At 39.4% G+C, this 24,327-nt stretch carries 23 protein-coding genes and 1 pseudogene; 11 read left to right on the plus strand and 13 right to left on the minus strand.

Going from position 1 to position 24,327, the window contains the following annotated elements:
• The 3 genes and pseudogenes from H5968_RS19165 to H5968_RS19175 all read left to right on the plus strand — a co-directional run.
• Nucleotides 1–248, plus strand: a pseudogene (locus H5968_RS19165) (photosystem II D2 protein (photosystem q(a) protein)); the annotation flags it as partial.
• Nucleotides 232–1,617: a photosystem II reaction center protein CP43 gene (gene psbC / locus H5968_RS19170; RefSeq protein WP_096566293.1), complete on the plus strand. Its 1,386-nt coding sequence runs from the start codon at nt 232–234 to the stop codon at nt 1,615–1,617. The pseudogene H5968_RS19165 and the gene psbC, both read left to right, overlap by 17 nt.
• A gap of 347 nt (nt 1,618–1,964) precedes the next feature.
• Nucleotides 1,965–2,933 carry a hypothetical protein gene (locus H5968_RS19175; protein WP_370569790.1) on the plus strand — a complete coding sequence of 323 codons (969 nt, stop codon included), beginning with the start codon at nt 1,965–1,967 and terminating at the stop codon, nt 2,931–2,933.
• Between the two features lie 116 nt (nt 2,934–3,049).
• On the opposite strand, the gene H5968_RS19180 is transcribed toward H5968_RS19175, so the two are convergent.
• The 4 genes from H5968_RS19180 to fabI all read right to left on the minus strand — a co-directional run bounded on the left by H5968_RS19180 (nt 3,050) and on the right by fabI (nt 7,522).
• Complete coding sequence (locus H5968_RS19180) at nt 3,050–4,480, minus strand: polysaccharide biosynthesis/export family protein (RefSeq protein ID WP_187041233.1); 1,431 nt, start codon at nt 4,478–4,480, stop codon at nt 3,050–3,052.
• Between the two features lie 438 nt (nt 4,481–4,918).
• Nucleotides 4,919–5,893, minus strand: coding sequence for an ABC transporter ATP-binding protein (locus H5968_RS19185; protein WP_187041234.1), 975 nt, complete (start codon nt 5,891–5,893; stop codon nt 4,919–4,921).
• A gap of 127 nt (nt 5,894–6,020) precedes the next feature.
• Entirely contained in the window at nt 6,021–6,617 is a 597-nt protein-coding gene (hisB, locus tag H5968_RS19190; RefSeq protein WP_187041235.1) for an imidazoleglycerol-phosphate dehydratase HisB, read from the minus strand.
• A gap of 128 nt (nt 6,618–6,745) precedes the next feature.
• Nucleotides 6,746–7,522 carry an enoyl-ACP reductase FabI gene (gene fabI / locus H5968_RS19195; RefSeq protein WP_187041236.1) on the minus strand — a complete coding sequence of 259 codons (777 nt, stop codon included), beginning with the start codon at nt 7,520–7,522 and terminating at the stop codon, nt 6,746–6,748.
• 529 nt (nt 7,523–8,051) lie between these two features.
• Between fabI and ntcA the strand changes: the two genes are divergently transcribed.
• Both ntcA and H5968_RS19205 read left to right on the plus strand, forming a co-directional pair.
• Nucleotides 8,052–8,723 (plus strand): global nitrogen regulator NtcA, encoded by a 672-nt coding sequence (gene ntcA, locus H5968_RS19200; protein ID WP_096566305.1) that lies wholly within the window; start codon nt 8,052–8,054, stop codon nt 8,721–8,723.
• Nucleotides 8,724–8,903: 180 nt separating this feature from the next.
• Complete coding sequence (locus tag H5968_RS19205; RefSeq protein ID WP_187041237.1) at nt 8,904–10,394, plus strand: DUF3084 domain-containing protein; 1,491 nt, start codon at nt 8,904–8,906, stop codon at nt 10,392–10,394.
• Here the strand turns inward: H5968_RS19205 and H5968_RS19210 are convergent.
• Nucleotides 10,384–10,533: a hypothetical protein gene (locus H5968_RS19210; protein ID WP_187041238.1), complete on the minus strand. Its 150-nt coding sequence runs from the start codon at nt 10,531–10,533 to the stop codon at nt 10,384–10,386. The two genes, H5968_RS19205 and H5968_RS19210, sit on opposite strands and share 11 nt — an antisense overlap.
• Nucleotides 10,534–10,595: 62 nt before the next feature.
• Here H5968_RS19210 and H5968_RS19215 point away from each other — a divergent pair, with 62 nt between their 5' ends.
• Nucleotides 10,596–11,033 carry a pre-16S rRNA-processing nuclease YqgF gene (locus H5968_RS19215; protein ID WP_187041239.1) on the plus strand — a complete coding sequence of 146 codons (438 nt, stop codon included), beginning with the start codon at nt 10,596–10,598 and terminating at the stop codon, nt 11,031–11,033.
• Nucleotides 11,034–11,057: 24 nt separating this feature from the next.
• On the opposite strand, the gene H5968_RS19220 is transcribed toward H5968_RS19215, so the two are convergent.
• Together H5968_RS19220 and H5968_RS19225 are read right to left on the minus strand one after the other, a co-directional pair.
• On the minus strand, nt 11,058–11,321 hold the full coding sequence (locus tag H5968_RS19220; RefSeq protein WP_096566311.1) for a DUF3146 family protein: 264 nt from the start codon (nt 11,319–11,321) through the stop codon (nt 11,058–11,060).
• 367 nt (nt 11,322–11,688) lie between these two features.
• Nucleotides 11,689–13,845, minus strand: a complete 2,157-nt coding sequence (locus H5968_RS19225) for a polyribonucleotide nucleotidyltransferase (protein WP_187041240.1) — start codon at nt 13,843–13,845, stop codon at nt 11,689–11,691.
• A 613-nt stretch (nt 13,846–14,458) separates the two neighbouring features.
• Here H5968_RS19225 and H5968_RS19230 point away from each other — a divergent pair.
• Together H5968_RS19230 and H5968_RS19235 are read left to right on the plus strand one after the other, a co-directional pair.
• Nucleotides 14,459–17,731 (plus strand): DEAD/DEAH box helicase, encoded by a 3,273-nt coding sequence (locus tag H5968_RS19230; protein WP_187041241.1) that lies wholly within the window; start codon nt 14,459–14,461, stop codon nt 17,729–17,731.
• Nucleotides 17,732–17,889: 158 nt separating this feature from the next.
• Nucleotides 17,890–18,222, plus strand: a complete 333-nt coding sequence (locus H5968_RS19235) for a DUF4351 domain-containing protein (protein WP_255427189.1) — start codon at nt 17,890–17,892, stop codon at nt 18,220–18,222.
• Between the two features lie 66 nt (nt 18,223–18,288).
• On the opposite strand, the gene H5968_RS19240 is transcribed toward H5968_RS19235, so the two are convergent.
• From H5968_RS19240 to H5968_RS19250, 3 genes are read right to left on the minus strand one after another with little or no spacing between them, the layout of a single operon-like run.
• Nucleotides 18,289–18,528, minus strand: a complete 240-nt coding sequence (locus tag H5968_RS19240; protein WP_187041243.1) for a hypothetical protein — start codon at nt 18,526–18,528, stop codon at nt 18,289–18,291.
• 52 nt (nt 18,529–18,580) lie between these two features.
• Nucleotides 18,581–18,790, minus strand: a complete 210-nt coding sequence (locus tag H5968_RS19245) for a hypothetical protein (protein ID WP_096566353.1) — start codon at nt 18,788–18,790, stop codon at nt 18,581–18,583.
• On the minus strand, nt 18,787–19,161 hold the full coding sequence (locus H5968_RS19250) for a hypothetical protein (RefSeq protein WP_096566351.1): 375 nt from the start codon (nt 19,159–19,161) through the stop codon (nt 18,787–18,789). Before H5968_RS19250 ends, H5968_RS19245 begins: the two co-directional genes overlap by 4 nt.
• Nucleotides 19,162–19,513: 352 nt before the next feature.
• Between H5968_RS19250 and argC the strand changes: the two genes are divergently transcribed.
• The 3 genes from argC (at nt 19,514) to H5968_RS19265 (ending at nt 21,352) form a co-directional block, all read left to right on the plus strand.
• Nucleotides 19,514–20,572 (plus strand): N-acetyl-gamma-glutamyl-phosphate reductase, encoded by a 1,059-nt coding sequence (argC, locus tag H5968_RS19255; RefSeq protein ID WP_187041244.1) that lies wholly within the window; start codon nt 19,514–19,516, stop codon nt 20,570–20,572.
• 131 nt (nt 20,573–20,703) lie between these two features.
• Entirely contained in the window at nt 20,704–21,048 is a 345-nt protein-coding gene (locus H5968_RS19260; RefSeq protein WP_187041245.1) for a type II toxin-antitoxin system RelE/ParE family toxin, read from the plus strand.
• Nucleotides 21,020–21,352, plus strand: coding sequence for a DNA-binding protein (locus H5968_RS19265; RefSeq protein ID WP_187041246.1), 333 nt, complete (start codon nt 21,020–21,022; stop codon nt 21,350–21,352). Before H5968_RS19260 ends, H5968_RS19265 begins: the two co-directional genes overlap by 29 nt.
• Nucleotides 21,353–21,501: 149 nt before the next feature.
• Here the strand turns inward: H5968_RS19265 and eno are convergent, their stop codons facing one another.
• From eno to H5968_RS19280, 3 genes are all read right to left on the minus strand, one after another.
• Nucleotides 21,502–22,791, minus strand: coding sequence for a phosphopyruvate hydratase (eno, locus tag H5968_RS19270; RefSeq protein ID WP_187041247.1), 1,290 nt, complete (start codon nt 22,789–22,791; stop codon nt 21,502–21,504).
• Nucleotides 22,792–23,245: 454 nt separating this feature from the next.
• Nucleotides 23,246–23,581: a XisI protein gene (locus H5968_RS19275; protein WP_187041248.1), complete on the minus strand. Its 336-nt coding sequence runs from the start codon at nt 23,579–23,581 to the stop codon at nt 23,246–23,248.
• Nucleotides 23,569–23,988, minus strand: coding sequence for an element excision factor XisH family protein (locus H5968_RS19280; protein ID WP_096566343.1), 420 nt, complete (start codon nt 23,986–23,988; stop codon nt 23,569–23,571). The genes H5968_RS19275 and H5968_RS19280 overlap by 13 nt, the downstream gene beginning before the upstream one ends.
• Nucleotides 23,989–24,327 lie beyond the last annotated feature (339 nt).

Below are 24,327 nucleotides of genomic sequence, written 5' to 3' on the forward strand. Positions count from 1 at the left end.
TGTTGTTTGTACCCGTAACCGGGTTGTGGATGAGTTCAGTAGGTATCGTGGGTTTAGCATTAAACCTGCGGGCTTATGACTTCGTTTCCCAAGAATTACGGGCAGCAGAAGACCCAGAATTTGAAACATTCTATACCAAAAACATTTTGTTGAACGAGGGTATCCGCGCTTGGATGGCTCCTCAAGATCAACCCCACGAACAGTTCGTATTCCCAGAGGAGGTACTACCACGTGGTAACGCTCTCTAATAGATCAGTTATAGCCGGTGGCCGTGACCAAGAATCAAGCGGTTTTGCTTGGTGGTCTGGTAACGCTCGTTTAATCAACCTATCTGGTAAACTGCTGGGCGCTCACGTTGCTCACGCTGGTTTGATTGTATTCTGGGCTGGAGCAATGACACTATTTGAAGTTGCTCACTTTATCCCAGAAAAGCCCATGTATGAACAGGGCTTAATTCTTCTCCCTCACGTTGCCACATTAGGTTGGGGCGTTGGTGCTGGTGGTGAAGTTATCGACACTTTCCCCTACTTTGTTGTAGGTGTACTGCACCTAATTTCTTCCGCTGTTCTCGGTTTTGGCGGTATCTACCACGCTGTACGTGGTCCTGAAACCTTAGAAGAATATTCTTCTTTCTTTGGTTATGACTGGAAAGACAAGAACAAGATGACCAACATCATCGGCTTCCACCTGATCATCTTAGGATGCGGTGCGTTGCTGTTGGTACTGAAGGCTATGTTCTTCGGTGGTGTCTATGACACCTGGGCTCCCGGTGGTGGTGACGTGCGTGTAATCACTAACCCCACCCTCAACCCTGCTATCATCTTTGGTTATCTCATTAAAGCTCCCTTTGGTGGCGAAGGCTGGATTATCAGCGTTGATAACATGGAAGATGTTATCGGCGGTCACATCTGGATTGCTTTAATTTGTATTTCCGGTGGTATTTGGCACATCTTCACCAAGCCTTTTGCTTGGGCGCGTCGTGCTTTTATCTGGTCTGGTGAAGCTTACCTATCCTACAGCTTAGGTGCTTTGTCCATGATGGGCTTTATCGCTTCCGTCATGGTTTGGTATAACAACACCGTTTACCCCAGCGAATTCTTTGGTCCTACTGGTCCTGAAGCTTCTCAAGCACAAGCTTTAACCTTCTTGATTCGTGACCAACGCTTAGGTGCTAACGTTGGTTCTGCTCAAGGTCCTACCGGTCTTGGTAAATACTTGATGCGTTCTCCTACCGGTGAAATCATCTTCGGTGGTGAAACCATGCGTTTCTGGGATTTCCGTGGTCCTTGGTTAGAGCCTCTCCGTGGTCCTAACGGTCTTGACTTAGAAAAAATCAAGAATGATATTCAGCCTTGGCAAGCTCGTCGTGCTGCTGAATACATGACTCACGCTCCTCTGGGTTCTTTGAACTCTGTAGGTGGTGTGGCTACTGAAATCAACTCCTTCAACTATGTATCTCCTCGTGCATGGTTGGCTACTTCTCACTTCGTCTTAGGTTTCTTCTTCCTTATCGGTCACTTGTGGCACGCAGGACGCGCTCGTGCTGCTGCTGGTGGTTTTGAGAGAGGTATTGACCGTGAGAACGAACCAGCTTACTACATGAAGGATCTTGACTAGGTTTTTCTAGTTTTCTTTCATCACTGACAATCAATTAATTTTCTTGCTCTTGCTGTCAAGCGAGAGCTTTTTTTCGTCTGTTTGAAAATTATACACATTAAAATTTAAATTAAAATTTGTTACGTCTTTTATGCTGTGCTTGATATAGCTGTACACAAGACGGTTAGGACATAAACTAAATCTCAAACTTAGACAATCAAAGGCTTTTAACACTATGAATACTCACCTGCTATAGTTTATGTCCTAATCTTGATGGTTATAGCTATAGTGTTATGTGTAAATTTTTTTTCATAAATAAACAATTATTTATACATTGCTGATAATATACACTATTACAAATAAATTCTGTGAGTAGTGAAATCATGAATAAGTTAGGGTTTGGCACATCTGTACTGACAGTAACAGCCAGTTTAGTGATGGGTACATCAATAAATCAAGTAGTGATGGCTAAAGAAGTGATTGCAGAATCAACAACTCAGCCAGCAGTTACAAATGACGTGATTGCTACATCAATAACACCAGAAACAAGTGAGACTCGTCCTCAACCTGGTACTTTTTCTTACGATGCTGTAGATTTACTTGCCAAAAGACCATTAGATTTAAACAAGTTCTGCAAAGATTACCCTTTAAATTCTCGCTGCGCTAATCGTCCTGATCCATCAACACAACCGTTACAAGAAGCTAAACCTACTGAGGAAACTAGTAAAACTCCTGCAAAAACCAGCGGTTGGGCAATCACCCCTGAAATTAGTACACTAGGTGTTGGTGCAACAGTCACCAAATCTGTAACACCTAATATCAATGCTAAACTTGGAATTACTGGTTTAGGTATCAGCGCAGATATTGAAGAATCTGATATCAGTTATGATGCTAAACTTAACTTATTCAATGTTTCTACTTTAGTTGACTACCATCCTTGGCAAAAGTCCGGTTTTCGTTTGACTGGAGGTCTGGTGTTTCAAGACAATAATATCGAAGGAACTGGTAAAGCCACCAATGGTGGTACAACAATTAACATAAATGGAATAGACTATGTCATCGGTTCTGGTGACACAGTAAAAGCCAAGATTTCCCTACCTAATAGCGTAGCACCATATCTAGGTATTGGTTGGGGTAATGCTGTGAAATCTGGTAACCGCTGGGGTTTCTCCGCTAATTTGGGTGTGATGTTTGCTGGCTCACCAAAAGTAGAGTTAACAGCACCTGGTTATATTCCCGCAGGTGATGTAGAGGCAGAAAGGAAACAATTGGAAGACGATTTGGACTGGTTGAGCATTTATCCTGTTCTTTCTCTAGGTCTATCTTACCAATTTTAGATGAAAATTTGCAGGTTTGATTCAGGGCTAACAGCTAGTTACTGTTTTACTAACTCCTGTTAACCCTTTCCCCCTGCTCTTTACCAAAAAGTATGACTTTGATTGTGAACAGTATTTTAGAATCCAAAAAACCTGAGAACATTAAAGATAAGACCCAAAGGACCTGCTACAGTACCTACTGTATCACCAGCCTTGGCAACACCAGAACGGTTGACTACCACAACATCATTATTACGAAGTATGGGATTGGTTTCTTCGTTAATGCCTTTGGAGAAATCTATTTTTACTAACCGTTTAGTAACAGTACCATTGGGATTGAGACGAATCAAATCTACAGCACCACTACTAGCCCTAGCATCATTAAAGCCACCAGCAGCCAGTAAAGCCTGATTTAAAGAGCTATTCGGCTGTAAATTTGTTAATCCAGGTTTTTTCACTTCTCCGACTACCCCTACTTGAATAGTTGACGGTGATAAAGTAGTAGTAGCTAATTGTATTGCTTCCGCTGGATTAATCTCAGTGGCTGTGGGAACAACAATTGTATCTCCATCTTGCAACACCACATCTTGATTTAGATCCCCAGTTTGCAATAATTCCCAGAGATTGAGATTTAATGTTTGTTCTGAGCCAATTCTAGTAGGACGGCGGATTTTAATACTCCGCACATCCGCTTGTGATGTAATTCCTCCAGCTAGTTGAATTGCTCGCATGACAGTTGGTAAGCCTGTTCCTGGCGCTCCACCATCATTTCCACCACCACCACCTGGTGTTACTAAATAAGAACCGGGACGGTACACTTGACCTGTAATAGCTACTGTGCGGGGTGCAGTTTGACTAGCCGCATAATTGGCTGCAAATAAATTCCGAGCTTCAGCAACGTTGAAATCTGTGGCGGTGGGTACAACTATGGTGTCTCCATCCCGTAAGGTGATATCTTGGGGTATTCTGCCTGTTTGGGTGATTTCTTTGAGGTTGAGAGCAATAACCTGTTCACCAGAACGTCCGACCTTACGGCGTAATTGTACTTTAGTCACATCTGCTGCTAATGTTACCCCTTGGGCTGTGCTAAGTGCTGCTAATATTGTGGGATATTGTAAACCGGGATTATCGCCGCCGCTGCCCTGTAAACTGAGAGTGTAAGCGCCTGGTCGTGTTACCTCTCCAGCTACAAAAATGTTAATGGGACGAGGTGATAATAAATTAACTGAAATTAGCGGACGTTTGAGAAAGCGAGCATATCTTCTAGATATTTCGTCTGCTGCCTGTTCCGTTGTTAATCCGAGAACGGATATACTACCAATTAGAGGTAGGTTAATTGAACCACCAGGGGGTACTTGATATTCACCCGTATATTCAGGTACTTCAAATATGTTGACACGAATGCGATCGCCTCCACCTAATAAGTAGTCTGTAGATATGCTGGATGTTTGTGATGCTGTTCTTTGTTGCGCTAGGCTGACGGATGGTAAAGCAAGATTGACACTCGTTAACAAAACTACAGCTGTAGTTGAATGGGTTAAAAATTTCCACAAATGTATATTAAGCATATTTACTGGAGAATTTGAGACTACCATCTGTAAATTTCTAAACATTTTTAAGGTTGACTATAGTTAATTATTCAAGTTCCCTATCATTCTTATTTTCCTAATTAACTATGGTTTTCAGGATATAATCTGATCCTGTATTCTGAATTTTTAGTTAACTTAATTTAAATTAAAACTCGGACAGATCATCTAATTGTTAACGATTACAGCAAGTTTTTTCAAATTCGTCAATAGTGAAGAATCATATTTTATAGGATTTAGGGAATAGAAGAAATTTTATTACAAGTTATTACCAGTAATTAGCCTTACATGATTTAAGTTACTTTTCAGTTATAAAAGCAAGTGTTTACACAATGTAGGGATAAGCATTTAGGAAACAGAAGAAGTTCCTGAATCTAGTACAGACGTTCCGTAGGAACGCCTGTACTGAATCCTGAATTATTACTGATTTTGTTTTTGGATCTGTTGGATAAAGAACTCTTCTAAAGATTGACGAGTTAAGTTCATAGTCATAATTTTACCACCCATTAATCGGAGACTGGCTAGAAAATCATAGTAATCTGCTTGTAAAATACCGTGCCAACTACCATCAGGTTCAAATTGCAAATCAAGTATTCTTTTATTCAGAACTTCTCTATCGCCTCCTTGACCTTTGACATGATAGGTATTCTCTGTACCTAAAAGTTCATTTAGAGAACCAGCACAAATTAATTCTCCTTTAGCCAAGATGGCAATGCGATCGCAAATTTGTTCTACTTCACTCAAAACATGACTGTTGAAAAATATTGTCTTTCCAGCTTTTTTGAGTGAGAGAATAATTTCTCGCATTTGGTAACGTCCCAAGGGATCAAGTCCAGACATAGGCTCATCTAAAAATACCAATTCTGGATTATTAACTAATGCCTGAGCCATACCAACTCGTTGAAGCATTCCTTTAGAATAACGTCGCATTATCTTTTTACGAGCATCAGTTTGTGACAAACCGACTAATTCTAACAGTTCGGGAATGCGTTGACGTTGCACCTTTTGAGGTATTTGGAATAAACCAGCAGCTAATTCCAAAAATTCCCAGCCGGTGAGATAGTCGTATAAATAGGGATTTTCTGGTAAGTAACCAATACGCTGTTTCACCGAGCGATCGCCAAGTGGCTTACCTAATAATAATCCCCTGCCAGCAGAAGGGCGGATAATTCCCAATAAAAGTTTTAACAGAGTGGTTTTACCCGCACCATTAGGACCCAATAACCCAAAGGTTTCCCCTGGGTAAACTTGTAAAGAACAACTTTTCAAAGATACGACTTTTTGATTCAGCCAAAAACCCGTGCGATAAACTTTTCGCAACTCAGAAGTCAGAACTACTGGAGGCTGATCTACAGGATTCAGTTGAGGAGCGGATGTGTCTGCAACAGAATTCATCGTGTTTCAATTACCAATTACCGACTGGGTGCGATTGATTACAAGTTAGAAATTAGCACAATACATGACTATATTGTTGTGTCAATTATCGCCAAGAGAATAGCTTTCTTACACTACCATCAGTAACTTATAGCACACCTTTGGAACTAGGAATAGTCTCAGCACGACGAGGATCGATTTCTACTGCCATCCGCATCGCTCTGGCAAAGGCTTTAAAAGTTGCTTCAATAATATGATGGGAATTAATACCATCAAGTTGGCGAATATGCAAGGTCATTTGACTATGATTCACCAATGCCACAAAAAATTCCCGTACCAGTTGGGTGTCATAAGTTCCCACTCGTTGAGTAGGAATATTTAGACCATAACTGAGATGAGGTCTGCCAGAAAAGTCTAAAGCTACCTGAATCAAAGCTTCATCTAGGGGTGCAAGGAAATTACCAAAGCGGACAATGCCTTTTTTATTACCTAGTGCTTGATGTAAAGCTTGACCCAAAGTAATCCCCACATCTTCATTAGTGTGGTGATCATCAATTTCCCAGTCACCTTTAGCTTGAATATCCAAATCAAATAAACCATGAGAGGCGATTTGATGGATCATGTGATCTAAGAAAGGAATGCCAGTATTAGCGTTACAGATGCCCGTACCATCAATGTTTATGGTTACTATTACATCCGTTTCCCCAGTAGTACGTTTAACTGTAGCAATGCGGTTAGTAGTCATTAGTCATTAGTTATTAGTTATTAGTTATTAGTTATTAGTTATTATTTATTAGTTATTAGTCATTGGTCATTAGTTGTTTTTCCCAATCACCAATCACCAATCACCAATCACCAATCACCAATCACCTATTACATTCCCATCATTTCATATCCTGCATCTACATACAGGATTTGCCCAGTAATACCGCTGGCTAAATCACTACAGAGGAAAGCTGCTGTATTGCCTACTTCTAATTGTGTAACGGTGCGACGCAAGGGTGCAACTGCCTCAACGTGATGAATCATATCTAAAATACCGCCTACTGCTGAAGATGCCAAAGTGCGGATGGGTCCTGCGGAAATACCATTAACGCGAATATTTTGGGAACCTAGTTCTGCTGCTAAGTAACGAACACTGGCTTCTAATCCAGCTTTGGCTACACCCATGATGTTATAATTAGGGATAGCTCGGACTGCACCTAAATAGGAGAGAGTAACAATACTACCGCCTTCAGTCATCAAGGGTTTGGCAGCACCGCTTAACTGAATCAGTGAATAAGTGCTAACTTCCAAAGCTTTATTAAAACCGGAACGGGAAGTTTGACTAAAATCTCCGCTTAAATCTTCTTTGTTAGCAAAAGCGAGACAGTGAATGAGGATGTCTAATTTACCCCATTGATCACGGACAGTTTCAAAAGTGGCTTGAATTTGTTCCTCGTTTTCAACGTTACAGGGAAGGAATAAGCTAGGTTGGAGAGGTTCGACTAATTCTGAGACTTTTTTCTCGAATTTGCCTTTTTCATCTGGCAAATAGGTAATACCCAGGTTAGCACCAGCTTGGTGTAGTTGTTGAGCAATACCCCAGGCAATGGAGCGATTATTGGCAATACCCGTGACTAAGGCGTTTTTACCGGACAGATTCAGCATATCAATAGTCAATGTGATCAATCATTAGGAGTATAGATAACCATACTAGAATCTGACCCTATTTTTACTTAGTTAGGTAGGGGATTTTCAGAATTATCATTCGTTTGGGTGTTGCCAGCAACAAAATTTATGATAAAGCAGATTGCAGATCAATGAGGTACAGCATCTAAATTGAAACATAGACAGAAAGAGAGTTTTACTTCTGACTCCTGAACGGTAGTTTCTTCACTTGGGGAGACCCCAAGACAGCACTGCCTCATCCTGACTCCTGCTGTAATTGTTTAAGAACTTATAAAGATATGGCAAATTTTTCTGCAAAAAAACCTCTTTAGTTCAGTTTGAGAAACTACTGATCTACCATTTCTAACTAAAAATAACAAAAATTGGGTATCATGATCAACAAATAAAGATAAAATGAGAAATTTGAGTATAGTAAAAAACAGAAAGGTTGACGGTGCTTTATTGAATTTTCAGGTGTATTCTTAGGTAATCAGTTTTTGTTTTTCCGGCATTGGGTAGGGGAAGGGAGATGATCGTGACACAAGATAAAGCCCTAGCAAATGTTTTTCGTCAGATGGCAACTGGAGCATTTCCGCCAGTTGTGGAGACGTTTGAACGCAACAAAACGATCTTTTTTCCCGGCGATCCCGCCGAACGAGTTTATTTTCTTCTCAAGGGTGCTGTGAAACTTTCCAGGGTATATGAAGCAGGAGAAGAAATAACGGTAGCACTGCTGCGGGAAAATAGTGTTTTTGGTGTGTTGTCATTGCTAACGGGTAATAAGTCAGATAGGTTCTATCATGCAGTTGCCTTTACGGCGGTAGAATTACTTTCTGCCCCAATTGAACAAGTAGAGCAAGCACTCAAGGAAAATCCAGAATTATCAATGTTAATGCTGCGGGGACTATCTTCGCGGATTCTGCAAACAGAGATGATGATTGAAACACTTGCTCACCGAGATATGGGTTCTCGGTTGATCAGTTTTTTGTTAATTCTCTGTCGGGATTTTGGTGTCCCCTGTGCAGATGGCATTACCATTGATTTAAAGCTATCCCATCAGGCGATCGCTGAAGCAATTGGTTCTACTCGTGTTACTGTCACCAGATTGCTTGGAGATTTACGCGAGAAAAAAATGATCTCCATCCACAAGAAAAAGATTACTGTGCATAAACCTGTCACATTAAGTAAGCAATTTACTTAAAATCTGTTGGGGAGAAAGTTGGTACAAGTTGTATTGAAGTTGTGTTTTGAAAAAAAATACCCGCAATCGGAGGAAATTTAAAAATTGACTAAATTCTGCTTTTGCCAATCTTCTTTCCCCCACAGACAATGGTTGAAAGTAGTAGGCTGTATCTGGAAGCATTTCTGGCGGTAGTTGAAGATGGCCACCGGGTACATCCTGATAGCAGCAATTTTAATTCTGGGGGGCGTGATTGCCACTGTGGGCGATCGCATTGGCACTAAGGTGGGCAAGGCACGCCTCTCTTTATTTAATTTGCGTCCTAAAAATACAGCCGTATTAGTAACGATTTTTACGGGTGGTGTAATATCGGCATCGACTTTAGCAATTTTATTTGCTGCTGATGAAGGTTTGCGGAAAGGAGTGTTTGAGTTAGAGGATATTCAAAAAGACCTAAGAAACAAGCGAGAACAATTAAAAATTGCGGAAACCCAAAAAACTGAGGTAGAAAATCAGTTAATTCAAGCTAGGAAAGAACAAGCTCAAGCACAGCAAGATTTACAAAACATTAATCAGTCTCTAAAAGCGGCAAATGCCAAACAACAGATCACCCAATCTCAACTCAACCGCACTATTAGCCAACAAGCCAAAACTCAAGCGCAACTGCAAGGCACTCAAAGCCGACTGGGTGAAGTAGTGATTCAGTATAGACAAGCTATAAATGAACTAGACAACCTTTATCAACAGCGTCAAGCATTGCAGACAGCAGTGGAAGAGTTGAGGGCAGAACGTCAGCGACTGTATGCTGAAGCTAAAAAAGCCATTGACGAAGCTAAGACAGCTATCGAAAAACGGGATTTAGAACTTGCTAATCGGCAAGAAATGATTAAACAGCGAGATCAAAAAATCGCTCATTTAGATAAACTTATTCAAAATCGCAACTTAGAAATTAAAAAACGAGAACAAGTAATTGCTACTAGAGAAGCTCGGCTCAAAGAATTAGAAAATCAGCAACAATATTTAGAACAGGAAGTAGCAAGGCTAGAAAAATATTACCAGTCTTATCGTGACCTGCGTTTGGGTAAATTGGCCTTAGTTCGTGGTCAAGTTTTGGCTGCTGATGTAGTTCGTGTCGATAAACCTACTGCTGCTGGTGAAGTAGTAGTCCAAATTTTGCAAGAAGCTAACCGCAATGCCAACATCCAATTAAGTGAACCAGGAACAAATCCGGGAAATGCAGAATTATTGCGTGTTACCCAAGAGAGAGTTGAACAACTTATCAAACAAATTAAAGATGGTAGAGAATATGTAGTGCGAATTTTTTCGGCGGGTAATTATGTCAGAGGAGAAAAACAGATAGAATTTTTTGCTGATGCCATGCCAAATCAACTGGTATTCTCCGCAGGTGAGGTTCTAGCTACAACCTCTGCTGATATGAAAACTATGACATCATATCAATTAAGGCAACGTTTAGACTTGCTGATTTCTGCTTCTCAATTTCGCGCCCGCAATGCTGGTATTGTGGAAGCAGTACAGGTAGATGGAACTTTTTTGCGCTTTTTCTCGCAATTGCAACAATCTGAACAACCTTTAGAAATTAAATCTGTAGCTGCTGAGAATACCTATACGGCAGGACCATTGAGAATCAAACTTGTAGCACTTTTCAATGGACAAATTATTTTTAGCACATGATTGGGGACTGGTGACTGGTGACTGGTGACTGGTGACTGGTGACTGGTGACTGGTGACTGGTGACTGGTGACTGGTGACTGGGAATAATATCAACCATTCCCAATTCCCAATTCCCAATTCCCAATTCCCAATTCCCCATTCCCAATTCCCAATTCCCAATTCCCAATTCCCCATTCCCCACTTCCCTATTCCCTGTTCCCTATGACTAATACACAACCTGCAATTTTAGGCTTTGATCCTGGTCGAGATAAATGTGGTGTAGCTGTGATGGGGTTGGATCGGCAGTTGTATTTTCATCAAGTTGTACCTGCGGTTGAGGCGATCGCACAAATTTCTTCACTACGGCAAAAATACCCTGTTTCTTTAATTGTCATGGGGGATCAAACCACGGCGAAAAAGTGGAAACAGCAACTGAATCAGGAATTAATTCCCTCTGTAAATATTGTGTTAGTGGATGAGCGTTATACAACTCTAGAAGCACGCGATCGCTATTGGCAGATGTTCCCACCTACAGGACTCACCAAACTTTTACCAAAAGGTTTGCGACAGCCACCACGACCAATAGATGATATTGTAGCCATCCTGTTAATTGAACGCTACCTTAACCGCTTAACTTCCAGCAGTTCTACTGATAACTGACTCCTGACTCTTGACTCCTTCTATTTACAATTCAGCCCGAATAGTAAAAGCATAATCGCCTCCTGGTTCTAATTGGTAATCTTGTTTTTCCAAAAAGCGGCCGAGAGGTTCTTTAATTAAAGCGCGACCCTGGGAAGGTTTGACAGATAGTTCTCCCCGACGGAAATGCCATTGAAAATGCCATTCAAAATCGCCGGCGCTGACATCACCTTCAAGAAAGCCATGTTGCCAAGATTGACGGGTGATTCTGACATGGGCGGTAGTTTCTGGTAGACGTTTAGCACTCACTATGCTGGGTGTCCGATGAGGGATAAAAGCGAACCATGTAGGTTACTTAATTTTTATGTACCAAAAATCTCTGAAATTGACAAATTGGGAATTGGGAATGGGGAATTGGGAATTGGGAATTGGGAATGGGTAATGGGGAATTGGGAATTGGGTAATGGTTAATATTATTCCCAATCACCAGTCACCAATCACCAGTCACCAGTCACCAGTCACCAGTCACCAGTCACCAGTCACCAGCGCCAACAGACATGATATCTATTCAAAAATAATTTAAAAAATCATACAGCGATGCCCGCTGAAATAAGGCATCGCGGATTTTAGATTTGCGATTGATCTCTAATCCAAAATCTAAAATCCTTAATCGTTGTTAACGATTTGTAGCCGCAGCTTCTCGCGCAGCAGCTGCTTGATCAGGGTGTATACCCAAGCGTGTCAGGTTAATTCTACCTTTATTGTCAATTTCGCGCACTTTGACAATCACTTCATCACCAACGGCTACTTCATCTTCCACTTTACCAACACGATAGTCAGCAAGTTGAGAAATGTGAATCATGCCTTCTTTTCCGGGCAAAAATTCCACAAATGCACCAATAGGTATAATCCGTGTCACACGACCTATGTAAACATCCCCTTCATTGAGTTTACGAGTCATGCCTTGAATGATGCTCTTTGCTCTCTTTGCTCTGCCTTCATCGACTGCGGAAATGGTGACTGTACCATTATCTTCAATGTCGATTTTTGCACCAGTTTCTTCGGTAATTCCTTTGATGGTTTTACCACCGGGTCCAATGACCAGACCAATCATTTCTGGATCAATCTTTATCGTCAATAGACGTGGGGCAAAGGGTGAGGTTTCGGTGCGTGGTGTGTCTATGGTCTGGAGCATTTTCTCCAAAATATGTAACCGGGCTGCTTTAGCTTGCTCAACAGCTTGTTTGATCACGTCCAACGACAAACCGGATATTTTCATATCCATTTGTAAGGCGGTGATGCCTGTATCAGTACCCGCAACTTTGAAGTCCATGTCCCCTAAGAAGTCTTCAATGCCTTGAATATCGGTGAGAACGCGCACTTCGTCGCCTTCTTTAATCAAGCCCATTGCTGCACCGGTGACAGGTTTGATAATAGGTACACCCGCATCCATAAGGGCAAGGGTAGAACCACAGACAGAACCCATTGAGGTAGAACCGTTGGAAGAAAGCACTTCTGATACTACGCGGATGACGTAGGGGAATTGTTCTTTAGGCGGTAGTACGGGTAAAATCGCTCTTTCGGCTAAAGCACCATGACCTATTTCTCGTCTTCCTGGCGCACGCATGGGTTTGGTTTCACCGACGGAGAAGGGTGGGAAATTGTAATGATGCAGGTAACGTTTAGATTGATCTATTTGCAGATCATCATTGAGATTTTGAGCATCTCCTGGTGTACCCAGGGTACAAGCAGATAACACCTGAGTTAGTCCCCGGTTAAATAATCCACTGCCATGTACACGACGGGGTAAAACTCCGACTTGGCAAGATATAGGACGGACTTCATCTAATTTACGACCATCAACGCGCACGTTATCCTCAACGATTTGACGGCGCATAAAATATTTGGTGATATCCTTAAAGGTATTACCAAGGGCTTTGCTATCGGCTGTAGCAGCTACACGAATGGGATCTTCTGCGGGTAAGGCTTCTATTTCCGCTTTGATTTCATCCTTAACTGCATCTAAAGCTGTATCACGCTCGTTTTTGGTTAACTCAAATTGAGCCAAGATTTTTTTAATTTCTGCACTGGCGCGATCGCGGATATAGTTTTCTAATGTTTGATCTACTTCCGGTGGCTCTTCTTGGACGAGTTTTAAACCCAGTTCTTCAACTAAATCTAGCTGTGCTTGGATTAAATCCCGCACTGCTTCGTAACCAAAATCAATGGCCTCGATGATATCTCGCTCTGGTAACTGATTTGCTCCGGCTTCCACCATGATCACACCATCAGGTGAACCAGCAACTACTAAATCCAAATCACCCGCTTCAATTTCCGCATAGGTGGGGTTAATAATGAAATCATCACCTACTAAACCTACCCGCACTGCTGCCATTGGTCCATTAAAAGGAATTTGGGCAATAAGAGTAGCGATAGAAGCGCCAGTTACAGCTAACACATCTGGCGGTACTTGTTCATCCATTGACAGGGTGAAAGCAATAATTTGCAAATCATCCCGTAACCATGAAGGAAACAAAGGACGCAAAGGACGGTCAATCAGACGGCTAGTTAAAATCGCTTTTTCAGGTGGACGACCTTCACGGCGCATGATACCACCAGGGATTCTTCCTGCTGCATACAGTCTTTCTTCATAATCTACCGTCAGGGGAAGAAAATCAACGCCTTCTCTGGCTTCTGACCTTGTAGCTGTCACTAAAACAGCAGTATCCCCCGATTCTATCAACACCGACCCACCCGCTTGGGGGGCTAACAGTCCTACCTTCAGTCGAATATCCCGTCCATCAAAGGATATTGACTTCTCAAATTCTGCCATTCAGTTTTTTTTCCTTCTATGCACGCTATTCTCTCTCTGTGGCAATCCTAACATTTATGCTATATAGACGGCTTCTTTTAGATATATTAGTTTCATAGACTAGATTCAAAGGGCAGGTGACTGGGGACTGGGGACTGGGGACTGGGGACCTCACAGGGGTAGGTTTTTAATATTATCTGTTGAGGCAGGACCTGGAAGACAAGGAGGTATTGTAGACAAGGAAGATTTTATACAAAACAAGGTCTGTTTAGCCTCAGTTTTTGTTACCAATTGTACATTCTTGTTACGTATTTCCTCCCTTGTCACCTTGTCTGCTTTGTCCTCCAAGTCTTGCCCTCACGACAATGTAAAATACCTACCCTTGTGAGGGACTGGGGACAGGTGACAGGTGACAGTAAGAAAAAATAGGAGTTAAGGAGTTACATTGAATTGTTGAATAGTCCGATATAAATTCTCAAATATAATTTTTTTTTACATAGCAGTATGCACTTGCATGAAATATAAAATTTACACAAAAAATCATACAATACAATACTTCAAGTCTGTTCCCTGTTCCCTGTTCCCTGTTTCCTATTCCCTATTATTTCCGTACAACAATTAGCATCTGAGAAATATGGCAATTCTACACGGTATTTGGTTAAATAAAGAACAAAATTATACTGATAATTGTTTATTTATTTGGGGAGAAACTTGGCGAAGTTCCCAGATTAATCTGGAATCTATTACCGCCGATGAAATACCACTTAATCCCTTGGCAATGACACCAACGGATTTGAGGGAATGGTTAGCAGTAAATAATTTAGAAATTCCTAATTATATTCCACATATTCAAAATATTCAAAATATTCAAAATATTCAAACATCTCCAGTTGCTGTTAATCCAATCAAAGGACGTAAAACAGCACATAAAACAGAAAAGACTTTACCAACATACTCACCAATTATTGCTTTACCAACTAATTTTATAGAAACAGAATCTGCTATTTCTCCCATAAATTCTGCTAGTTTAGAGATTGAGAAAAATTCACAAAAATACTTACAACCTTGGAAAATTGAAGGTTTTTGTCTCCCACCCAGTGCTGCCATTAAATTTCTCTCAAATTTACCCTTGAGTTCAACAGATAATAAAGATGCTTTTTTAGGTGGAGATTTGCGTTTTTGGTTACAAATGGCGCGATGGAGTTTAGATTTAATTGCCCGTTGTAAGTTTTTACCGAATATTATAGAAAATCCAGATAATTCTCTAGTTGGTAAATGGCAGGTACTTTTAGATAGTGCTATAGATGCTACTCGTTTAGAAAAATTTGCGGCGAAAATGCCGTTAGTTTGTCGTACTTATCAACCAGATAGAGAAGATTTTAGCAGTAAATTAGCCGTTGCTTTACCTGGAGAACCGCAAGGATTAATTTTGGCATTTCTCAATAATATCATAGATGCCCAAATTCGAGAAATGGTTGGTTCTCAATCTCCCATTGATAATAGATTAATGATGTCCTTACCATCTGCGGTACAGCAGTGGTTACAGTCCTTAACGAGTGCATCAAATCAAGGATTAAATCAAATTAATGCTGATGCAATGGGAGTAGAAAGATTAGAATCATCCCTAAAAGCATGGACTTTACCTTTACAATATCAATTAACAGGAAAAGCTGCATTTAGAACTTGTTTTCAACTCCATCCCCCAGCAGCAGAAACAACAGATTGGAAGTTAGCTTATTTTCTCCAAGCAGCGGATGATTCAGAATTTTTAATAGATGCTAATACTATTTGGAGTCATCCAGTAAAAACATTAGTTTATCAACATCGTCAAATTGAACAACCACAGGAAACATTTTTGCGGGGTTTGGGTTTAGCTTCTCGATTATATCCCGTGATTGCGCCTAGTTTAGAAACAGAATCTCCTGAATTTTGTCACCTCACTCCTATGCAAGCTTATGAATTTATTAAAACTGTAACTTGGAGATTAGAAGATAGCGGTTTAGGGGTAATTTTACCACCAAGTTTAGCAAATCGTGAAGGTTGGGCTAATCGTTTAGGTTTGAAAATTAATGCTGAACCTCCCAAGCAAAAATCAGGACGTTTGGGGTTACAAAGTTTGTTAAACTTTCAATGGCAATTAGCAATTGGTGGACAGACAATTTCTAAAGCTGAGTTTGATAAACTGGTAGCTTTAAATAGTCCTTTAGTAGAAATTAACGGTGAATGGGTAGAACTAAGAAACCAAGATATTAAAACTGCCCAAAACTTTTTTACATCTCGTAAAGAACAATTATCTTTATCTTTAGAAGATGCTTTAAGAATTAGTACCGGTGATACTCAAGTGATTGAAAAATTACCTGTTGTGAGTTTTGATGCTTCCGGCGCATTGCAAGAATTAGTAGGGACTTTAACTAATAATCAAGATATTCAACCTTTACCAACACCTGACAATTTTCAAGGTAAATTACGACCTTATCAAGAACGGGGTGCAGCTTGGTTAGCATTTTTAGAAAGATGGGGTTTAGGTGCTTGTTTAGCGGATGATATGGGACTAGGAAAATCGGTACAATTTATTGTTTTTCTCCTGCATCTCAAAGAACAAGACGCATTAGAAAACCCGACGCTTTTAGTATGTCCCACTTCGGTTTTAGGAAATTGGGCAAAAGAAGTTAAAAAATTTGCCCCTAAATTGAAAGTTTTAGAATATCATGGTGATAAACGCCCGAAAGGTAAAAGTTTTACGGCAATAGTAAATAAATACGATTTAGTAATTACTAGCTATTCATTGGTACAGCGAGATATTAATTTATTAAAAACCATGAATTGGCAAATAGTTGTTTTAGATGAAGCCCAAAATATCAAAAATGCTGATTCTAAACAATCTCAAGCTGTGCGAAAATTGGACACTACATTTAGAATTGCTTTAACCGGAACACCTGTAGAAAATAGATTGCAGGAATTATGGTCTATTTTAGATTTTCTCAATCCTGGTTATTTGGGTAATAAACAATTTTTCCAAAGACGTTTTGCCATGCCTATTGAAAAGTATGGTGATACTGCTTCTTTAGGACAATTGCGGTCTTTAGTACAACCTTTTATTTTACGACGTTTGAAAACTGATAAATCAATTATTCAAGACTTGCCAGAAAAGCAAGAAATGACTGTATTTTGTGGTTTAACTGCGGAACAAGGACAACTATATCAACAGTTAGTAGATGAATCTTTAGTGGAAATTGAATCAGCAGCAGGTTTACAACGTCGGGGTATGATTTTAGGTTTGTTGGTGAAACTCAAACAAATTTGTAATCATCCAGCACAATTTTTAAAAGAGTCAAATTTAGCAAAACATCATTCTGCAAAATTACAACGTCTAGAAGAAATGTTAGAAGAAGTTGTGGCAGAAGAAAACCGGGCTTTAATTTTTACTCAGTTTGCCGAATGGGGTAAATTATTAAAACCCTATTTAGAAAAACGTTTAGGCAGAGAAATTTTCTTTTTATATGGTAGCACCAGTAAAAAACAACGGGAAGAAATGATTGATCGTTTTCAACATGACCCCCAAGGACCACCAATTATGATTTTGTCTTTAAAAGCTGGTGGTGTGGGTTTAAATTTAACCAGGGCAAATCATGTATTTCATTTTGATAGATGGTGGAATCCTGCGGTGGAAAATCAAGCTACAGATCGAGTTTTTAGAATTGGACAAACTAAGAATGTACAGGTTCATAAATTTGTGTGTACTGGAACTTTAGAAGAGAAAATTAATGAGATGATTGAAAGTAAGAAACAATTAGCAGAACAGGTGGTTGGTGCTGGTGAAGAATGGTTAACAGAACTTGATACAGATCAATTACGTGATTTATTATTATTGGACAGAAATGCGATAATTGATGAAGATGAGGAATAGGAGTTGTAGGGGCAAACCCCCCGTGGTTGCCCCTACAGGAGTCAGTTATGTACCTGAAAGATTGAAGGACAAAGAATAAAAAGAAACAGATGTAGAGGCCAAAAGTTAAAGCAGAATGTTTAAGGTTGTTAGTAACCTTAAAGTTAAACCCTGCCAAAATGCAATTAATATCAGGTTTCATTGACACATACTTGAGATTAAATAAAATAGAAAAAGAGAAATTTCAAACAGAACTAGGTACATTAATAACAGAGGAAAAGGAGGAAGTTATGCAAATTGTTACCAGTTGGATGGAAGAAGGAATTGAAAGAGGCATTGAAAGAGAAAAAAATTTAATCATCCGTCAAATTAATAGAAAATTGGGACAAATTAATCTAGAGTTAGAAACCAAAATTAGAAGTTTAAACATAGAAATTATGGAATCTTTGGGAGAGGCAATATTTGATTTAGAGACAGTGGCAGATTTGCAACAGTGGTTAGATAATCTTTAATCTCAGGACTTACGCAAAACCAGGGTGAGCGTGTCTCAAACTCTATTGACAGGGGAATTACAGAGACTAACATTGTTCTGGTAAAATCGGGGCAACAATCCGTTGATTTCCTTCCCAGTTATAGATATGTACCTCAGCACAAGATTGAACTCGCTCTAAGTTCAATGTCCAGTAAAATGTTTTTCCTAAAATTGCTAATGTGCGTAAACCTTCTGGTGCTTCATGCAGTTTTGTTTCATCATCAACATATTTATCTAGTTGTTGGGGAGGAATACCTGTGCGGACAATGACAATTTCATTCTTCATATTTTTTGATTTTTTTTTTTGATTTTTTTTTTTGATTTTTTTGATTTAAAATTTATAAATCATGGAAATATTCAAAAGCTTCTTTAATTAATGACAATTTATTTTCAGGACATTGATAAACTCTTGGTTTTCCTTCAGAACTACGTTTAGATGGTTTAAGTGGAAGTCCTAACTGTTCTTTTGCATGAGCAATCCAACAGGTTTTTACTGTTACCTGATGTTTATTTTTAATGTAATCCTGGATTTGTTTATAAGTAGTCATATTTGACAATTCCCAGATTTATAAGCGGTTTCCAATTCATTAGGAGAAGGCGGGTAAATAGCGAACCAGTCAAAGTTAAAAACATCTTCACGTTCAGCATGAATATTATTTGTAGTAATCAAACCATTTCCTGGCAGTCCAGTTGTTTGATTAACTACTATAACTGTTAAGGGTGGAAGTTTATTTTGCTGACAATAATACATGATGTGTCCCAATATGGGAGCTAAAGTCCCTGAACCTTGAAAACCAAGAATTTCAGCTAACATTTTATAGGTTAAAGTTTGGCGGTTCACTGCTTTGCTGATCAAAATTTGCCATATTTGTAAGGCACGTTTTGGATGCGTTGGGTTTTCGTTAAAGGTTTTGTACATTTATTTGCTATAAAAAGTACACTCTAAAAAAATACAGGTAATAGCTTGTCAGTTAAAATAATAATTCTATCTAAGTGCAGTTGTAAATATTTTTCTAGATTAAGTGATCACAACAATTGAGTTAAACTAGAAAGCGAGAAAATACACAAAAAATTGCTTACACCACGCTATGCTATCAAGCAGCAAGGGTGTTTTACCTCCTGCCCCCTGCCTTCTGCCTTCTCCAAAATACGATATTTGCTATACAATGCAGCGAAAGTTCAATAATAATTCAGTTATCACCAATTGGCTAACAACCTGATTGATGATAGCTAATATTAGATTAACCAAAAGCGGATAAGGATTTCATAACATGGGTAATTTAAGGCGCGTACCAGTAGGCATTGTTGGCGCGTCAGGTTATGGCGGAGTGCAACTTGTCAGACTCCTGATGGATCATCCAGAAGTAGAAGTAGTATATTTAGGTGGCGAAAGCAGCGCCGGGAAAACATTTACGGATCTTTATCCCCATTTGGGGAGTGTAGTTCAACTCAACATTGAAGCGGTAGATCCAGAAGTGATTGCTAGTAGATGTGAAGTAGTATTTCTATCTTTACCCAACGGTTTAGCCTGTGACATTGCACCCAAACTGATAGAAAAAGGCTGTAAAGTATTAGATTTGAGTGCCGACTATCGTTTCAGTGAGTTAAAAACTTATACAACTTGGTATGGAACAGAAAGAAGCGATCGCACTATAGCTGAAACAGCAGTTTATGGTTTACCAGAATTGTACCGCGATCGCATTGCCGAAACCAATCTCATCGGTTGTCCTGGTTGCTATCCCACAGCCAGTTTACTCGCACTTGCCCCACTGCTGAAACAAGGTTTAATTATACCAGAAACAGCGATCATTGATGCTAAATCTGGGACATCTGGAGGAGGAAGACAAGGTAAAATTAACCTGTTGTTAGCGGAAGCTGATAACTCCCTAGCTGCGTATAACGTCGCCCGTCACCGTCACACCCCAGAAATTGAGCAAATTTGCAGTGATTTAGCCGGACACGAAGTTACAGTACAATTTACACCTCATTTAATCCCAATGGTGAGGGGAATATTAGCCACCGTTTACGCCACCTTGCGAGATCCGGGTTTAGTGCGTGATGATTTAATTACAATTTACACTGCATTTTACCGTAATTCCCCTTGGGTGAAAATCTGTAATAGCGGCACTTATCCCCAAACTAAATGGGCGTGTGGAAGTAACTCCTGTTATATAGGTATAGAAGTTGACCCACGAACCCGGCGAGTGATCGTCATGTCAGCCATTGACAACCTGATCAAAGGACAAGCAGGACAAGCCATTCAATGTATGAACATTATGATGGGTTGGGATGAAACCTTGGGTTTACCCAAAGTTGGGTTTTATCCATAGTAGGTTGATTTGAGGAACGAAACCCAACATTTATCAAGTTTTGTTGGGTTTCACTTTGTACCGACTAATGTAATTTTAATCCAGAGCAATATCGCCTTATTCTTAAACTTTTCATCCACTATCATAAAATAATGGAAGCACAAGCCAGGGAGATTAAAAACTACCTGAAAATTGATGGCAAAAGTCCTTTTGAAGATTGGTATTATTCTCTACGAGATAGGAAAGCAAGACAAAAAATTCAATTAAGACTGGATCGCGTTAAACTAGGTAATCTGGGAGATTATCGTTCAGTAGGAGCAGGTGTATTTGAATTTAAAATTGATTATGGTCCAGGATATCGAGTTTATTTTGGACAGTTAGGAACAACAATTGTACTTCTTCTCTGTGGTGGAGATAAAAGCACCCAAGAACAAGATATTGCTAAAGCTAAGGAGTATTTGTTAGACTATGAAAAACGTGAAAATACCAACCAGTAGAAACTATCAGGAATTTCTCATTGAATCTCTGAAAAACTCTGAAGAAGCTGCAAGTTATCTAGAAATAGTTTTAGAAGAAGGAAGTGATGAACCATTACTACTGCAAAATGCCATATCTAATGTAGTAGAAGCTTATGCTAAAATGAATCATATTTCTGATTCAACTAAACAGCAATATGAGAAACTTCAGAACATCCTTAAACAAAGCAATTGTGCTGAAATTTATGCTTTCCTAGAATTACTAAATACCATAGGTTTTCAAATTTCTATCACACCTAAATCAAATTCACCTTATCAGTCCTAAAATCTTCTTTGGTTGAGGCAAGAAATAGGGAACAGGAGGCAAGAGTTTTTTTATTTTAGATTTTGGATTTTGGATTGTTTTGTTAACTCCAATCTAAAATCTAAAATCTAAAATTTTTTCCCAGTCCCCAGTCCCCAGTCCCCAATCACCTACTTAGGTCCTAAACCAACTTTACCTGCATAGATAGCGCGATCGCCTAATTCATCTTCAATTCTCAGTAAGCGATTGTATTTAGCCACCCGTTCACTACGACAGAGAGAACCGGTTTTAATTTGTCCAGCGCGAGTTGCTACTGCTAAATCTGCAATGGTTGTATCTTCGGTTTCACCGGAACGATGGCTAATAACGGAACGGAAACCGTTGCGTGTAGCTAAATCAATGGTTTCCAAAGTTTCAGTTAGTGAACCGATTTGATTTAACTTAATCAAAATCGAGTTACCGGCTTTTTGTTCGATGCCTTTTTGTAAGCGGGTGGCGTTGGTTACAAACAAATCATCACCAACTAACTGCACCTTAGAACCGACTTTCTGAGTTAGTAATTGCCAGTTTTGCCAATCTTCCTCATGTAAACCATCTTCAATGGAAACAATAGGATATTGATCCACCAACTGCCCTAAATAATCAATAAACTCAACGGGGCTATGGGGTTTACCATCATAAACATATTGCCCATCTTTGTAAAATTCACTAGCAGCTACGTCTAAAGCTAAAGCCACTTGTTCACCGGGTTTGTAACCAGCTTTTTCAATGGCTGCTACTAGCAATTCTAACGCCACTTGGTTAGATTCTAGGTTAGGAGCAAAACCACCTTCATCACCCACACCAGTCAGCAAACCTTTCTCATCCAAAACTTTGCTGAGAGTGGCAAAAACTTCCGCACCCCAACGCAAAGCTTCTTTAAAAGAAGGCGCACCGATAGGGACAATCATAAACTCTTGAAAGTCTACATTATTGGCAGCGTGCGCCCCACCGTTGATCACGTTCATCAAAGGTACAGGCAGCAAGTTTGCTAAAGGTCCACCCAAATAACGATAAAGGGGAATATCTAACGCTGCTGCACCTGCTTTAGCTGCTGCTAAAGAAATTCCTAAAATCGCATTCGCGCCTAAATTAGCTTTGTTAGGTGAACCATCTGTAGCAATCATAGTCCGGTCTAACAACTCTTGGTTGAGAACATCCAACCCTAATAATTTGGGCGCTAATATCTCATTGGCATTTTTTACCGCCGTGAGGACTCCTTTACCACCATAACGGCTTTTATCGCCATCTCGCAGTTCATGTGCTTCAAATGTACCTGTAGAAGCACCGCTAGGAACTTGTGCTAGTCCGACTGCACCACCAGCTAAATGTACTTCTGCTTCTAGGGTAGGTCTACCCCGTGAGTCGAGGATTTCGCGGGCTACAATGGCTTCAATGGCGGTGTCTAGATATTTGGTCATTCCTGCTTTCTCCTTATGTTTGATGGTTAAGACTTTCCAGTTTAGTCCTAAACCAATCGTTAGTTTATGCGTTTTTAACGGAAAATTGGGTGAGATTAAAGAAGATTTCCGAGTTTGAGTCAACTCAAAGGAAAGATTAATTTTTTTTAAGCCTTTAACCGTATAGTTGCCCAAGAAGACAGACAGTTGTATATTATATGAATGTAAAAAATAGTATAAATACTTTCAGTAACAATGCTTGAACGCTGACAATATCCATAGTCAAGTTAATGTTACAGCAAATCTTAGTTGCTAGTAAGCATAAAAACGCAATTAACATAGAATAGCCTATGACTTGTTTGGAGTAGCTTTGATATTCATTGTCCCAATTGCGGTATGGCATTTGCAGATAAACCGTGAAATTTGCAGATAAACAGATTTTTGACATCTGACGCATCCTAGTAAGTGCTGTGTTTTAAGCCACAGAAAAATCTGTAAACTGCCGATATTCAGGACGAATAAACCCTAAAATAATATCATCCTTTCCTACTCCTAATTCCAATAGTTCCCTAGTGATCCCCCCTTCTGTACCATCCCATTCAATGCAGATTTTACCATCAATAATTCGCAAATGAAACACCACTGCATGAACCCTACCTGTTTGATCCCAACCTGTATCCATTAACAAATAATTATCAGATTCTTGATCACAAATACATAAAGCCTCAATTTTGCCATGACTAGGTTTATACTTAGCGTGATTTCCGACAACACTAATTATAATTTTTCTGTATTTTTCTAACTTATCCATTGTACAATTACCTCCAGAATTGGATCAAAAATAATGTAATTAATCTGCTGTTGATCACTTAAAATATCTTGAATAGCTGGTTTGAGAAAAAAATCTTGATAAGCAGCTTCAGGAATTGCTAAATATAATTTATGTTCTGGATTAATCCTTTTTATTAAACTAACATAAATATTGTATTGTCCTAGAGTTTTTTCTAATTCTGAAATTAAAGAAGGACTGTTAAAAACCTTGATTTCAATTACTATCTTTTGCTGCATCTTTTGGGCTGCAAATAACTTTTCTGCTCCCAAATCAGCGTATAAACGCAAACCTTTATATTCTAATATAAATGGATCATCAGTAATTGTCCATCCATCTTTAGTGAGGGCATTTTTAACTTGATTATGAAATAAATCGTACTGTGGCATTACTAAATCAAAAATATCAACTTTAGCTTACCTTTTCAGTTTAGTGCTAAACCAACCGTTAGTTTATGCGTTTTTAACGGAAAATTGGCTGAGATTAAAGAAGTTTTCCATTGATGCGGGAGGTTGATGTGTAAGGTTGCTTTTGTGTAAGTATTCTTTGAGGAATGTTTCACGCAATCTCCGTCAGGAGATCCCGCAGGGTAGACGCAAAGGAAGAAAGAATTTAATTTAGGGTGTTGTTTAAATACATAAAAACTCCTACAATAACAAGATTGCAGATTGTTTTCAAATTACACAAGTGTTAATGATGCTAACTCTCTATTTCGGGAATAAATAATA

Source organism: Sphaerospermopsis sp. LEGE 00249 (assembly GCF_014299995.1).
In the GTDB taxonomy this organism is placed as follows: domain Bacteria; phylum Cyanobacteriota; class Cyanobacteriia; order Cyanobacteriales; family Nostocaceae; genus Sphaerospermopsis; species Sphaerospermopsis kisseleviana.